The sequence below is a fragment of the Rhizobium sp. NLR22b genome (assembly GCF_019685295.1).
GTDB lineage: Bacteria > Pseudomonadota > Alphaproteobacteria > Rhizobiales > Rhizobiaceae > Rhizobium.
Genome location: NZ_JABDWM010000025.1, coordinates 24830 through 39069 on the forward strand (window position 1 = coordinate 24830; position 14240 = coordinate 39069).

Genomic DNA, 14240 nt, shown 5'->3' on the forward strand with positions numbered 1-14240 from the left:
GTCGCATCCCGGCTCGACAATGCGTCGCGGTTTTGACAAGACAGTGGCCATGGGATGATGGCCACTGGCCGAGCGGAGACGAATGAATGACCGAGACGACTGAGCTGCCCGAACGCGAGAGCATGGAATTCGACGTTGTGATCGTCGGCGCCGGTCCTGCCGGTCTGGCGGCGGCGATCCGGCTGAAGCAGGTCGATCCGGAACTGTCGGTCGTGGTCTTGGAAAAGGGCGCGGAGGTCGGCGCCCATATCCTGTCCGGCGCCGTCGTCGATCCCGTCGGCATCGACCGGCTGCTGCCCGGCTGGCGCGAGGAAGCCGATCATCCCTTCAAGACCGAGGTGACCGCAGATCACTTCCTGGTGCTCGGCCCGGCCGGCTCGATCCGTCTGCCGAATGTGTTGATGCCGCCCTTGATGAACAATCACGGCAACTACATCGTGTCGCTCGGCAACGTCTGTCGCTGGCTGGCCGGCAAGGCGGAGGAGCTCGGCGTCGAGATCTATCCGGGCTTTGCCGCAACCGAAGTGCTCTATGACGACAAGGGTGGGGTTATCGGCGTCGCCACCGGCGACATGGGCATCGAGAAGAACGGCGAGCCCGGCCCGAACTACACCCGCGGCATGGAGCTGCGCGGCAAATATACGCTGATCGGTGAAGGCGTGCGCGGTTCGCTCGCCAAGCAGCTGATCGCCAGGTTCGATCTGCAGAAGGATCGCGAGCCGCAGAAATTCGGCATCGGCATCAAGGAGCTCTGGCAGGTGAAGCCCGAGAATCACAGGCGGGGCCTGGTGCAGCACTCCTTCGGCTGGCCGCTCGGCATGAAGACCGGCGGCGGTTCCTTCCTCTACCACCTCGAAGACAATCTGGTGGCGGTCGGCTTCGTCGTCCACCTCAATTACAAAAACCCCTATCTCTATCCCTTCGAGGAGTTCCAGCGCTTCAAGACGCATCCGGCGATCCGGGGAACCTTCGAGGGCGGCAAGCGGCTGTCCTATGGGGCGCGTGCGATCACCGAGGGCGGTTATCAGTCGGTGCCGAAGCTTTCCTTCCCCGGCGGCGCGCTGATCGGCTGTTCGGCCGGCCTCGTCAACGTGCCGCGCATCAAGGGCAGCCATAATGCGGTGCTGTCGGGCATGCTGGCGGCCGAGAGGGTGGCGGCGGCGATCGCATCCGGCCGCAGCCACGACGAGGTTGTCGAGATCGAGAATGAATGGCGCAAAGGCGACATCGGCAAGGATCTGAAGCGGGTGCGCAACGTCAAGCCGCTGTGGTCGAAGTTCGGCACCGCGATTGGCGTGGCACTTGGCGGCCTCGACATGTGGACCAACACGCTGTTCGGATTTTCCTTCTTCGGTACGCTTGGTCACGGCAAGACCGATGCGCAGTCGCTGGAGCCGGCCGCCAATCACCAGCCGATCGCCTATCCCAAGCCGGATGGCGTCCTGACCTTCGACCGCCTGTCGTCGGTGTTCCTGTCGAACACCAATCACGAGGAAGACCAGCCGGTGCATCTGCAGGTCAAGGACATGGGGCTGCAGAAGAGCTCCGAACTCGGCGTCTATGCCGGCCCGTCGACCCGCTACTGTCCGGCCGGCGTTTACGAATGGGTGGAGAAGGATGGCGACAAGACCTTCGTCATCAACGCCCAGAACTGCGTGCACTGCAAGACCTGCGACATCAAGGACCCCAACCAGAACATCAACTGGGTGCCGCCGCAGGGCGGCGAGGGGCCAGTCTATCCGAATATGTGAGGTGGAGCGCCGGACATCGGCGGTTGTTTCGACCGCTGACGTCTTCGTGATCGCCTTTCGGCGGCTGCTGTTAGCCGTTCGTTAACCATAAATTCCTTAGCTTGCGACATCTTGTTGACGCGCTAAGGACACATTCATGACGATCTCCCGCCGGGGTTTTCTGATCGCTTTGCCGCTCTTCGTCGCTGGCTGCTCCTCGACCGGCTTGAACAGCCAGACGAATTATGCCGCGCTTCCGGATGAAAAGTTTCCGCTGAGGCAGGTGCCGATCGACAAGATCAAGCCGGAACTTCGCCGCCAGGAAGTGGCCTATGAAAGCGCGCATGCGCCGGGCACGATCGTCATCGACACGCCGGCGCGTCGCGCCTACTACGTCCTCGGTGACAACAGGGCGATGCGATATGGCGTCGGTGTCGGCCGCGAGGGACTGGCATTTGCCGGCAACGCCTATATCGGGCGCAAGGCCGAGTGGCCGAGTTGGACGCCGACGGAAAACATGCAGCGCCGCGAGGAACGCTATCGCAGGCTTGCGGGCGGCATGCCGGGCGGCCCGAACAACCCGCTCGGCGCGCGGGCGATGTATCTCTATCGCGGCGGCAACGACACGCATTTCCGCATTCACGGCACCAATCAGCCGGAATCGATCGGTCTCGCCATGTCGAGCGGCTGTATCCGCATGATGAACCACGATGTGATCGACCTCTATAGCCGCGTCGAGGTCGGCGCCAGGGTCGTCGTCATCCAGGCCTGAACGACCGAGAACACACTGAAAAGCCGCCGCAGCAATGGCTGTCGGCGGCTTCGTATTGTCGGTCGCGGCTGACGGTCAGCGTCGCGCGGCAATCCCCGTCGAAAGTGCGACGCCGATGCCGGTGATCACGGCGGCGCTGATTTCGGCAACGCCAATTGCTTCGCCAAGCAGGAGGCCGCCGCCGAGCGTGGCAAGAACGGGCGTCAGCGCCGTGAAGGCGGCGGCCTGTGTTCCGCCGAGGGTACGAACGGCCGTGCCATAGGCGACCATGGCGACGAGGCCCGACAGAATGCCCTGGCTCAACACCTGCAGGCCGATTTCCGGAAGCGGGGCCTGCGGCAGCGAGATACCGAAGACGAGTGCGAGCACGGCCATGATCAGGAAGGACCAGACGGCAATCAGTGCGCTCGCCTGAATGGCCGTCAGACCCGAGCGGCGGAAGGCATGGGTGTAGCTTGCCCAGAGCACGGCGCCGGCCGGCAGCATGACAAAGCTTGTCCAGGGCAGGGAGGCATCGGCAAGGCTGCGGGCAAGCAGGATCAGGACCCCGCCGACTATGGCGGCCAGCCCGGCGAGGCGCGTGACATCCGGCCGTTCCCGAAACAGCACAATGCCGATCAGTGCGGTGGCAAGCGGCATCGAGCCGCCGAGCAGGATGCCGGAGGAGGCCGCCGGTGTGGAGTGAATGGCAAGCGTCGTCACCAGAAAGAAGACCGCGCCGCAGCCGGCGACCATGACCGCCAGCAGATAGAGCGGCACGCCCTTCGGCAGCAGACCGATGCGAAGCCAGACGGGCGAAAGCGCAAGCGCCGGAATGCCGTAGCGGATGAGGCCGATATCGATCGAGCCGAGCGACGTCGCGGCGCTGTGGCGGGTCGCCAGAAACCAGGTCGCCCAGATCAAGACGGTGATGCTGCCGGCGGCATAACCGAGCGTCTGCGAAGGTGACTTGTCGTTTGAAAATGCGATCGTGCTCATCGTTCCAATCCTTTCCTCCATCCGGATCTTGTCCGGTTGAGGAAGAGATTAGCGCCGGAGGCCGGGGCATGTCCTTGCTATCTGTGGCTTGAAAATCGTGGTATACGCAATCTTCTGCCAAATTATGCCTATGGATATCGCGAAAATGCCAAATCTCGACAAATTCGATATTGCCATCCTGAAATGCCTGCAGGAGGATGCCCGCGCCACCAATGTCGAGATCGCCGAGAAGGTGAATCTCTCACCGTCACCCTGCCTGCGCCGCATTCGTAATCTCGAACGCTCCGGTATCATCCGCGGCTACACCGCCGATATCGACCGCAAGGAGGTCGGTCTCGGCCTGACGGTCTTCGTCGAGTTCAAGGTGGTGCATCACAGCCGCGAAAATTCCGAGGCGCAGCAGAAGGCGCTGCTCGCCATCCCCGAGATCGTCTCGTGTTTCCTGATTTCGGGTACCGCCGACTTTCTGGCAGAAGTGGTGGTGGAGGATCTCGCTGCCTATGAACGACTTCTGACGGACACGCTGTTGACCTTGCCGAATGTCAGCGACATCCGCTCGAACTTCGCCATCCGCAGCATCAAGACGCATGGGCCGCTGAAGCTGCCAGAGGTGAGATAATTTCCCTCGGTTTGCTGGCAGTTTGTTGACGAACAATACTTTTTTCTCTGCTCGGACCTCGAGCCCGCCCCCTCATCCGCCTGCCGGCACCTTCTCCCCCGCACGCGGGGAGAAGGGGATAGGTCGCGACCTCTCAGCCTCCATAGGCCTCTCGCAAGGCACGTCCCCTCTCCGCGTCAGAACGGGGAGGGCTAGGATGAGGGGCTTTTTGCTCTACAGCAGCGTCCCACTGAGGATAAGCAGCGCCACCGAGAAGTAGATGACAAGTCCGGTGACGTCGACCAGCGTGGCGACGAAGGGGGCCGAGGCGCTGGCCGGATCGAGCCGCAACTTCTGCAGCATGAAGGGCAGCATCGAGCCGCAGATCGAGCCGAAGGTGACGATTCCGATCAGGGCGGCAAACACCGTGATGGCGACCATCTGCCAATGCGGGCCGTAATCATAGAGCCCGGCTGACTGCCAGAAAACGATGCGGATGAAGCCGACGAGGCCGAGGATCGCGCCGAGCACGATGCCGGTCGGCAATTCGCGGAACAGCACCTTCCACCAGTCCGAAAGCTTCAGCTCGCCGAGTGCAAGGGCGCGGATGATCAGCGAGGTCGCCTGCGAACCGGAATTGCCGCCGGAGCTCATGATCAGTGGGATGAACAGGGTCAGCACGACGGCCTTTTCCAGCTCGCCTTCGAAGTGCTGCATGGCGCTCGCCGTCAGCATCTCGCCGAGGAAGAGGGCGGCGAGCCAGCCTGCGCGCTTGCGGATCATGCCGGCAAAGCCGATCTTCATGTAGGGCTGGCCGAGCGCCTCCATGCCGCCGAACCTCTGGGCCGCTTCCGTGGTGTCCGATATCATCGTGTCGATCACGTCGTCGACGGTGACTATGCCGAGCACCTGCCCATGTTCGTCGATGACAGGCAAGGCGAGCAGGTCGTGCTTGCGGATCAGCCGGGCGACGTCCTCCTGCTTCATCAGCGGATCGGCCGAAACCGGAGCGCCTTTTTGAGCGACAGTGAGGATGGAGGCATCCGGCTCGCCGGTGATCAGGCGACGCAGCGTCACCACGTGCATCAGCGCATGGCTGACCTCGTCGAGCACGTAGATGGCGTAGACGGTTTCGCGCGAACGTTCGACCTGGCGCACATGATCGAGCGTCTGGGCAACGGTCCAGCTATCCGGCACGCTGACGAATTCCGTCGTCATGATGCTGCCGGCCGTGCGCGGCGGATAGCCCATCAGATGCTGGATAGAGACGCGCACCGGCTCGTCGAGGCTGGAGAACAGCCGGGCGCGGGTCTCGCCGTCGAGTTCGAGCAGCACGTCGGCGACGCGGTCGTTGGACATGCCATGCAGCAGCCGTGCGGCGTCCTCGGCGCTGATCAGCGCCAGGATCTGTGCGGCGTTGCGAAGCTCCGGCCGGTCGAGGATGTTGACGGCATAGTCGAGCGGCATGCCGGACAGCACCCGTCCGGCGTCCTGGATGCTAAGCGCGTTCAACGCGTCGACGCGTTCGGCGATCGTGGCGCCGCGGCTATTGTTGATGAAGGCACGGGCGGCATGGCCTGCCCGAAGAGGGAAGCGATTGATATTCATGAGGCTCGCCTTTCCGTCGATCCGCCGTAGCGTCCGATCGGGCGAGCCGACAGGAGTCGGTCAGCGCACGAGGGCGGCCGCGTACGGCAAAGGCAATCGACTGCTACTGTCGCTTGGCATCGCTAAGATGACTCCGTTGAAATCCGTGGCTGACAGGTGCCGTCCACGTGCATGCTACGTGGTGCCGAACGCGGAAAAAGTCAAGCCGGCTAAATGCTTAACGCCAGAATGTCGCACCTGCACGCGTTGCAGCGAAGATCGGTCACGCCGCCTGCGTGCTGCGGGTGCGGCTCTCCAGGCGGGCTGAGGCTGCGAAGACGAAGAGGCCGAGGAAGGAGAGTGCCGCGCCGACATAGCCGGTGGCCGCAAAGCCGTAACCCGAGGCGATGACGAGGCCGCCGAGCCAGGCGCCGATCGCATTGGCGATGTTGAAGGCGGAATGGTTGGAAGCTGCGGCCAGCGTCTGCGCATCGGCGGCGACATCCATCAGCCGCGTCTGCAGCGCCGGGCCGGCGGCAAAACCGCAGCCGACGAGGAAGACCGAAAGGCCGAGCATATAGGGGGAGGCGGCGGTCAGCGAGAAGGTGGTCAGCACGACGATATTATAGACGAGCGAGCCGCCGATCGTTCCGAGCAGCGACTTGTCGGCGAGCCACGAGCCGATGAAATTGCCGGCATTCATGCCGACGCCGAAGAGCACCAGCATGATCGGAACGGCCGTTTCCGGCAACATCGCCACTTCGGTCGTCGTCGAGGCGATATAGCTGAACATGGCGAACATACCGCCATAGCCGACGGCAGCAATCCCGAGCGTCAGCCAGACCTGCGGTCGGCGGAAGGCGCCGAGTTCGCGTGCGAAACTCGCTTCTTCGGAAACCCGGTCCTTGGGTACGTAGAACCAGATCAGCGTCACCGTCAGCAGGCCGAGCACGCCGACCGAGAAAAACGCTACCTGCCAGTCGAGCGACTGTCCGAAAAATGTCGTCAAGGGCGTGCCGAGAAGTGTCGCAACCGTCAGGCCGAGCATGACGCGGCCGACCGCTCGGGCGCGCCGATGCACCGGCACCATCGAGGCGGCGACAAGCGCCGCCACGCCGAAATAGGCGCCATGCGGCAGGCCGCTGACGAAGCGCAGCAGGGTGAAAGTCTCGAAGGTCGGCGCCATGGCGCTTGATATATTGCCGGCGGCAAAAATCAGCATCAGTGTCAGCAGCAGCGTGCGGCGTGCCATTTTCGCCGCGAGCACGGCGATGACGGGCGCGCCGACGACGACACCGAGCGCATAGGCGCTGATGACGTAGCCGGCCTGCGGCGTCGTCACCGAGAAGGTGGCGGCGACATTGGGCAAGAGCCCCATGATCGCGAATTCGCCGGTGCCGATGCCGAAGCCGCCGCAGGCGAGCGCCAGTTGCACCAGCGCCACGGTCGTTGCCGACGGCAGCGCTTCATCCTGGCTGTCGATGGAATCATTGACGGTAATCTCACTCACGAGAGTTCCTCGATGCGGTTTTGGCTTGGCGATGGCCGCTGGCGCAAGCGCGGCTGCGGGCCGATCATTCGAATGGCGGGAGGCGGAGATACGTATCTCCGATATTCCTCATCTATCCCGGACGCATCGGCTGGCGTCGAGTGCGTTTTCTGCAGTGCAGCGTCCTGCTATGTGCATATGTCAGTTGCAATATTTGCATTTCAGCTGCTTCTTAGGAAAAGCGGCCGCGCTTGAAATCGCCGATACCGCAACCATCTCAGGAGCAAAGGCAGTATTGTTTCCGCGCCAGGGACGGGAGCCCTTATGAAGTTTGTAGGCTTTTTCAATCGCGACGGTGGCACCTTCCGGACCACCGACATGCTGGCCTACGAAAAGAGGGCGGAAGAAGCATTCCGCGACGCCGGGCACGATTTCGACGCCATCGTCTTCTCCGGAAAGGAGATCATTCCCGCCATGGAGCGGGCGGCCAAGCGCGACGATATCGACGGGATCGTGGCCGGCGGCGGCGATGGAACGATTTCGGCGGCGGCATCGATCGCCTGGAAAAACGGCGTCGCGCTCGGCGTCGTACCCGCCGGCACGATGAACCTCTTTGCCCGCTCGCTGCGCGTGCCGCTCGATATCTGGCAGGCGCTCGATGTGCTTGCCTCCGGCGAGATCGATAATGTCGATATTGCCAGCGCCAACGGCCGGCCCTTCATTCACCAGTTTTCCGCCGGTCTGCATGCTCGGATGGTTCGCTACCGCAACGCCTACAGCTATCGCTCCCGATTGGGCAAAATACGGGCGAGCACGAAAGCGGCCTTGGGCGTCATCTTCAATCCGCCGGAATTCGAGGTCGAGTTCCAGGCGGCCGGCATGCGCGAACGCCGCAGGGTGTCGGCGATTTCGGTCTCCAACAATCCCTTCGGCGAGAATCCGCTGCTCTACGCCGACAATCTGAGAAGCGGCGAACTCGGCTTTTATACTGCAAATCCGCTAAAACCCCTCGGTGTCGCCCGCCTTGCCGTCGACATGCTGCGCGGCAAGGTCCGCGAGAACGCCGATGTCATGGTGATGCACCCGGCCGAGGTGCAGCTGCATTTCCCGAAGTTGCGCTCCAAGGCCAATTGCGTCATGGACGGCGAGCTGCTGCCGCTCGAACGCGACGTCTCGATCCGGCTGCATCCGGGCGAGTTGAAGGTTCTTGTCAAACAGGGTCTCGCCGCGCAGGTGAATGCCGATGAACGCCGCGAGCCCGCCGCGTAAACCGGCCGCTGAAAATTTCAGAGCCGCGGCAAATAGGTGCGATAGTCGAAATCCGAGACGGTGCGCAGATGCGCAAGCGCTTCCTTGCGCTTTGTGTCGCCATAGAGCGCCTGATAACGCGCGCCGAAAATATCGGTGATGAGCGGCGAGGTGCGGAAAGCCTCGACGGCGCTGAGGAAATCATGCGTCAGCCGTGTGGTATTCGCAGGCGTATGCGAGGGCGTCGTCTCCTCGCCGGGGTCGAGTTCGTGTTCGAGACCGGTGAGCATGCCGCCGAGGATTGCCGCGAGCAGCAGATAGGGATTGGCATCGGCGCCGGCGACACGATGCTCGATACGGGCGGCCGGCCCGTCCTTGTCGGGTATGCGGATCGCCGTGCCGCGATGGCCGCTGCCCCAGGTGAGATCGACGGGTGCGAACGAGCCCGGCTGGAAGCGGCGGTAGGAATTGGCGAAGGGGGCGAAGATCAGCTGCGCTTCGCGCATGCTGTTGAGCAGCGCGGCAGCAACCGATTTGAGCCGCTTCGGCTCGCCGCCCTTGGCATCGAGGATGTTGCGGCCTTGCCGGTCGATGACGCTTGCATGCACATGCAGGCCGGAGCCGGCATGGTCGGAATAGGGCTTGGCCATGCAGGTCGATTTCAGCCCGTGCCGGCGCGCCGCCTGTTCGGCGATGCGCTTAAGGTAGAGGCAGTCGTCGGCGGCCGCCAGCGCATCGGGGCGGTGCAGCAGGTTTATCTCGAACTGGCCGGGACCGAACTCCGCCGTCGTCGCTTCCGCCGGCAGCCCCTGCGCCTTCGCATAGGCCCTCAGCGTCCCGAGATAGTCGTCGAGTGCGTCGACGGCGCTCATGTCGTAAAGCTGGAAACCGTTCGGCTCACCGCGATAGGTGAGGCCTTCGGGCGGGGAGGGGCGACCGGTCTCACGCCAGTCTCCCGACATCACGTAGAATTCCAGCTCGGTCGCCACCACAGGCGTCAATCCCCGCGCCGCATAGCGCTCCAATACAGAAGCGAGGATGGCACGCGGGTCCATGAAGCTGGGGCTGCCGTCGAATTCATGCATGCTGGCGAGCACTTGCATCGAGCCCTCGGGTGCCCAGGGCATCGGCGCCAGGCTGCGCCGGTCGGGGAGTACCTTGCCATCGGGATCGCCGATCGTCAGCGACAGGCCGGTGATATCGTCATTGTCGTCGCCCCAGATGTCGAGCGATTGCGTCGAGGTCGGCAGGCGGATCTCTCCGGCCCAGACCTTGTCTTCTGCGCCCGGCGGCAGCTGTTTGCCGCGCAGATCGCCATTCATACCGACGATCAGGATTTCGAAACGCGGGTCGCCACCCCAGGCCTTGCCGTCCATCCTGTCGCTCGCCATTGCCTTGAAAATCCTCCGGGACAAGGCCAAGCTCCTATCTCATCGACAACAGCCTTTCAATCCGCGAGGGTCTTTCACCAGCCATGCTCGATACTTACCCACCCTCGAACCTTGCGGCGATCGACGCCGCGCACCACCTGCATCCCTTCGCCGACATGAAAAAGCTGAATGCCGAAGGCGCGCGCATCATCCAGCGCGGCGAGGGCTGCCACATCTTCGACGATCGCGGCAGGAAATATCTAGATGGCTTCGCCGGCCTCTGGTGCGTCAATATCGGCTATGGCCGCCGGGAGATCACCGAGGCCGTCGCAAGGCAGATGAACGAGTTGCCCTATTACAACACCTTCTTCGGCACGAGCTCGACGTCGGCGACGCTGCTGGCTGAGAAGGTTACGTCCCATGCCGGCGAACGGTTCAACCATATCTTCTTCACCAGCTCCGGTTCGGAAGCGAACGACACCTGGTTTCGCATGGCCCGGGTCTATTGGAGCGCCGTCGGCAAGCCGTCGAAGAAGATCGTGATCGCGAGGAAGAACGGCTATCACGGTTCGACCGTTGCCGGTGCCAGCCTCGGCGGCATGAAATACATGCACGAGCAGGGCGACCTGCCGATCCCGGGTATTGTCCATATCGGTCAGCCCTATTGGTACGGCGAGGGCGGCGATCTCTCGCCCGCCGAATTCGGCCTCAAAGTCGCACGCGAGCTGGAAGCGAAGATCGACGAGCTCGGCGAGGAGAATGTCGCCGCCTTCGTCGCCGAGCCGGTGCAAGGGGCTGCCGGCGTCATCATCCCACCTGAGACCTATTGGCCGGAGATCGACCGCATCTGCAAGGCGCGCAATATCCTGTTGGTGACCGACGAGGTGATCTGCGGTTTCGGTCGATTGGGCGCCTGGTTCGGCCACCAGCATTCGACGTCGAGCCGGATCTCGCACCGATCGCCAAGGGGCTTTCCTCCGGCTATCTGCCGATCGGCGGCGTGCTCGTCAGCGACCGCATCGCCGACGTGCTGATCAATGAGGTCGGCGACTTCAATCACGGCTTCACCTATTCCGGCCATCCGGTCTGCGCCGCCGCCGCACTCGAAAATCTGCGCATCATCGAGGAGGAAAGACTGGTCGAGCGGGTGCGCGACGATATCGGTCCCTATTTCGGCAAGGCCTGGGCGGCGCTCGCCGAACACGATCTTGTCGGCGAGGCAGCCAGCATTGGCCTCATGGGCGGCCTGCAGCTCACTGCCGACAAGAGCACGCGCACTCGCTTCGACAAGCCCGATCAGATCGGCGCGTTGGTGCGCAACCATGCACTGGCGAACGGCCTCGTGCTGCGCGCCACCGGCGACCGCATGCTGGCCTCGCCGCCCCTTGTCATCACCCACGCGGAGGTAGACGAGATGGCAAGGATTACCAGGCTGGCGTTGGACGCGGCCTGGAAGGAGCTGAAGTCGTGACTTCGCTCAGGCCGGCTGATTGATCCAGGCATAGCCGAAACGATAGCTGTCCCTGCCGCGGCCGTAGAAATAGGGCACGTCGATCGCCGATGTCTCAGGCGCGGAGGCGCCGAGATTGGTCTGGAGCCATTGCGCCATATCAGGAGGCAGCGCTTCGCTGCCTCCCTTCGGTATCAGCCAGACAAGGAGAAGCGGTCGGCGGCCGGTCAGATCCGGATGGAAGCCGGGATAATCGACGGAGAGGACCGGTACCCCGGCAATATCCTGCCTGACATTGCCGGCAAGAAGGCTATCGCCGGCAAGGATTGCCGCCGGTTCCGCCTGTTGACGCAGGTTTTCCAGCATCGCGGCATAGGGCCTGTTCAATCGTTCGTAATGACCGGTGAAGCGTGCCGTCGCGACGCTGCCGTAAAGGATCGCCGGCACGCCGATCATGATGACGGCGACTACGAGCATGAAGCGCCGGAAAGCCTTGCCGGTCTCAACGCCCGCGGCCTCGACCTTCAGGCAGAGATAGAGCGGCAGGATGAAAAACATCGGTACCAGCCAGCGATCCTTGATGCCGGCCGCACCGCCGAAGACGACCAGAAACAGAATGCCGGTCAGGAAGACGAGCATCATCCGCTCGACGAGTCGCGTCCATTCCGAGCCGGCAGTAAACGCCTGGCGAAGGCGCTTGCCGAACACCATGGCGAAGACCGCCACCGTCAATCCGGCAAAGCTGATGACGGCGAGAGCGAGCGAGCTGATGCCCATGGCGACCTGCATGGGATAGCTCGCATGGCCGCTCGCGGTCATCTTCTCCAGCGTGCGTGCTGTAGCGAAATCGAGATTGTCCTTCAGCCAGAAGAGGTGCGGCAGGGTAATGACGAGGGCCACGACAGCCGTCAACACCAGCCGCCAATCGAAAATCCGCGGCCGCAGGCGCTGATCCGCCAGGGCGGCAATTAGTGCTGCCGCCGGCAGGATGGCGAAATTATACTTGGCAAGCAGGCCGAAACCGATGCCGATACCGGCGACCAGATAGGAGGCAAGGCTTGGCTGCTTCAGACTGCGGATGAAACCGTAGAAGAAGATGCTGGCTGAAAAGAAGACCGCGACCGTGTGCGTCAGGTCCCGCTGCATCTCAAAAACCATCTGCGGGATGGTCAGCAGACCGAGTGTTGCGATCGCCACCATCGCCTTGTCGCGCAGGACGAGCCGCGCCGTCAGGCCGTACAGCAGATAAGAGCTGAATAACAGGAGGTTCTTGACGACGGACAGGGCAGCCAGCGAAACGCCTGTAAACTGGAAGACGGTATATTGCAGCCAGTTGTAAAACGGCGGCTGCGGGCCGTAACCGGCGGCGAGCCATTGCGAGCGGAAGGCCTGTTCGGCCTCGTCGAGATCGAGCGAATGCGAGGTTGCAAGCCGCACGCCGATCTGAAGGACGAAATAGGCGGCCAGCAGGACGAAAATCCATCTGATGTCGCGGAGGCTGGTCTCGGTCAACTATCTCGCCCCCGGCCGAACCCAGGCATAACCGAGAGCGAAATTGTCGCCCTGGCGGCCGAAATGATAGGGAAGCGACAAGGCGTCGACTTCCTGCGGCGCGATACCTGCCGCCGCCAGCGCCAATGAAAACCGCTCCGGCATGACCGCATCCGCGGCCGTTGCCGTCTTTTTGCCGCGCCAGACGATGAGCACCGGCCCGCCTGCCGTCGCATAGGCCGGAATACCGGGTGCAGGGAAATCCGGGATCACCACGGGCACGTCGGGAAGCTGCAGGCGCATGTTGCCGCCGACATAGGTATCCGAGGCGATCACCAGCACAGGTTCGGCCTGCCGCGTCATATCGCGCGCGAGATCGGCCATCGGCACATTCGGCCTGCTATAGGTGCCGATCAGCCCGGCGCCGACGACGCGGAAGCCGAGCGCGACCAGGACGCAGGCCATCAGCACCGGCACGACAGGCCGGAAGCGGCGCAGTCCGGCGGAAAGGTCGAGCCCGCCCGCCTGCATCTTTGCCAGGAAATAGATCGGCAGCACCAGCAGGAATGGGTCGAGCCAGCGTTCACGCACCGTGGTGGAGCCGGTGAACAGCACGATCAGAAGAATGCCGGCGAGGCTCGCGAGCATCATTCGCTCCAGCATCCCGGTCCAGCGGTTTCCGGCTGAGAGCGCCCGGAAGAAGTCCCGGCGGAAGGCGGCGGCGAAAATTGCGACGGGCAGTGCTGCAAAGGCGATGATGGCGACGACAAAGGCAAGAATACCCTTGCCGATTCGCAAGGCGCCGACCGGTTCATTGCCGGCGGCCATCTTGACCAGAGTATCGGAAGAGGCGAATTCGAGGTTGCTCCGCAGCCAGATCGCGTGCGGCAACACGATGACGAGCGCGACGGCGATTGCCGCCAGCAGACGCCAGTCCAGCGCCCGGCGCCGCCATTCGGCATCGGGCAGGATGGCGATCAGCGCCACGACGGGCATCAGCGCAAAATTATATTTCGAGATCAGCCCGATGCCGGTGGCAAGCCCGAGCAGGAGGTAGCTACCGATGCCGGGCCGCTCGAGCGTGCGGAAGAAGCCGTAGAGGAAGAGCGAGCTGGCAAAGAGCAGCGCCGTCGTGTGGGTCAGATCCTGCTGCGCCATGTAGGAAACCTGGGGCAGGGTGATCAGCGCCATCATCGCGACGGCGGCAAGCTTCTGGTCCTTCAGTGCCTCGCGCCCGGCAAGGCCGTAAAAGAGGTAGCACAGGAAGAGCAGGATGTTCTTCGGGATAATAAGGGCGCCCATCGACAAGCCGGTTACCGAAACGACGGCATATTGCATCCAGTTGTAGAAGGGCGGCTGCGGGCCGTAGCCCGCCAGCAGATATTGCGAGAAGAAGGACTGCTCGGCCTCATCGAGTTCCAGCGCGTGCGGGAGTGCCAGCCTGAGCGCGATGTTCAGCACAAAATAGGCTGCAAGCAGCAGCGCCGCGGTTCTGATCGTCCTCTTCGCGCGGTCCAGCATCATGCT

10 protein-coding genes and 1 pseudogene are annotated in these 14240 nt (G+C 63.1%); 5 read left to right on the plus strand and 6 right to left on the minus strand.

The features are described from left to right. Positions 1–86 precede the first annotated feature (86 nt). Both HJC00_RS28820 and HJC00_RS28825 read left to right on the plus strand, forming a co-directional pair. Positions 87–1751: an electron transfer flavoprotein-ubiquinone oxidoreductase gene (locus tag HJC00_RS28820; RefSeq protein WP_221147746.1), complete on the plus strand. Its 1665-nt coding sequence runs from the start codon at positions 87–89 to the stop codon at positions 1749–1751. Positions 1752–1887: 136 nt separating this feature from the next. Next, positions 1888–2502: a L,D-transpeptidase gene (locus HJC00_RS28825; protein ID WP_210628554.1), complete on the plus strand. Its 615-nt coding sequence runs from the start codon at positions 1888–1890 to the stop codon at positions 2500–2502. A 75-nt stretch (positions 2503–2577) separates the two neighbouring features. Here HJC00_RS28825 and HJC00_RS28830 read toward each other — a convergent pair whose 3' ends face one another. Beyond that, positions 2578–3480 (minus strand): DMT family transporter, encoded by a 903-nt coding sequence (locus HJC00_RS28830; RefSeq protein WP_210628553.1) that lies wholly within the window; start codon positions 3478–3480, stop codon positions 2578–2580. Between the two features lie 145 nt (positions 3481–3625). Here HJC00_RS28830 and HJC00_RS28835 point away from each other — a divergent pair, with 145 nt between their 5' ends. After that, positions 3626–4099, plus strand: coding sequence for an Lrp/AsnC family transcriptional regulator (locus tag HJC00_RS28835; protein WP_210628552.1), 474 nt, complete (start codon positions 3626–3628; stop codon positions 4097–4099). A 213-nt stretch (positions 4100–4312) separates the two neighbouring features. Here the strand turns inward: HJC00_RS28835 and mgtE are convergent, their stop codons facing one another. Continuing rightward, positions 4313–5686 carry a magnesium transporter gene (mgtE, locus tag HJC00_RS28840; RefSeq protein WP_210628551.1) on the minus strand — a complete coding sequence of 458 codons (1374 nt, stop codon included), beginning with the start codon at positions 5684–5686 and terminating at the stop codon, positions 4313–4315. A 262-nt stretch (positions 5687–5948) separates the two neighbouring features. Further along, positions 5949–7175: an MFS transporter gene (locus tag HJC00_RS28845; protein ID WP_221156495.1), complete on the minus strand. Its 1227-nt coding sequence runs from the start codon at positions 7173–7175 to the stop codon at positions 5949–5951. Between the two features lie 303 nt (positions 7176–7478). Here HJC00_RS28845 and HJC00_RS28850 point away from each other — a divergent pair, with 303 nt between their 5' ends. Beyond that, entirely contained in the window at positions 7479–8423 is a 945-nt protein-coding gene (locus tag HJC00_RS28850) for a diacylglycerol kinase family protein (RefSeq protein ID WP_210628549.1), read from the plus strand. A 17-nt stretch (positions 8424–8440) separates the two neighbouring features. Here HJC00_RS28850 and HJC00_RS28855 read toward each other — a convergent pair whose 3' ends face one another. Beyond that, positions 8441–9793: a glutamine synthetase family protein gene (locus tag HJC00_RS28855; protein WP_210631666.1), complete on the minus strand. Its 1353-nt coding sequence runs from the start codon at positions 9791–9793 to the stop codon at positions 8441–8443. 83 nt (positions 9794–9876) lie between these two features. Between HJC00_RS28855 and HJC00_RS28860 the strand changes: the two are divergent. Further along, positions 9877–11243: pseudogene (locus HJC00_RS28860) on the plus strand (aspartate aminotransferase family protein). A 6-nt stretch (positions 11244–11249) separates the two neighbouring features. Here the strand turns inward: HJC00_RS28860 and HJC00_RS28865 are convergent. Beyond that, the gene (locus HJC00_RS28865) at positions 11250–12734 is read right to left on the minus strand and encodes a glycosyltransferase family 39 protein (protein ID WP_221156499.1); all 1485 of its coding nucleotides are present in this window, start codon (positions 12732–12734) and stop codon (positions 11250–11252) included. Beyond that, positions 12735–14234 (minus strand): glycosyltransferase family 39 protein, encoded by a 1500-nt coding sequence (locus tag HJC00_RS28870; protein ID WP_221165026.1) that lies wholly within the window; start codon positions 14232–14234, stop codon positions 12735–12737. Positions 14235–14240: the final 6 nt, after the last annotated feature.

Coding starts and splice junctions, on each gene's coding strand:
- mgtE (WP_210628551.1), bottom strand. CDS start 5,686: ATGAATATCAATCGCTTCCCTCTTCGGGCAGGCCATGCCGCCCGTGCC.
- HJC00_RS28825 (WP_210628554.1), top strand. CDS start 1,888: ATGACGATCTCCCGCCGGGGTTTTCTGATCGCTTTGCCGCTCTTCGTC.
- HJC00_RS28830 (WP_210628553.1), bottom strand. CDS start 3,480: ATGAGCACGATCGCATTTTCAAACGACAAGTCACCTTCGCAGACGCTC.
- HJC00_RS28870 (WP_221165026.1), bottom strand. CDS start 14,234: ATGCTGGACCGCGCGAAGAGGACGATCAGAACCGCGGCGCTGCTGCTT.
- HJC00_RS28835 (WP_210628552.1), top strand. CDS start 3,626: ATGCCAAATCTCGACAAATTCGATATTGCCATCCTGAAATGCCTGCAG.
- HJC00_RS28820 (WP_221147746.1), top strand. CDS start 87: ATGACCGAGACGACTGAGCTGCCCGAACGCGAGAGCATGGAATTCGAC.
- HJC00_RS28855 (WP_210631666.1), bottom strand. CDS start 9,793: ATGGCGAGCGACAGGATGGACGGCAAGGCCTGGGGTGGCGACCCGCGT.
- HJC00_RS28850 (WP_210628549.1), top strand. CDS start 7,479: ATGAAGTTTGTAGGCTTTTTCAATCGCGACGGTGGCACCTTCCGGACC.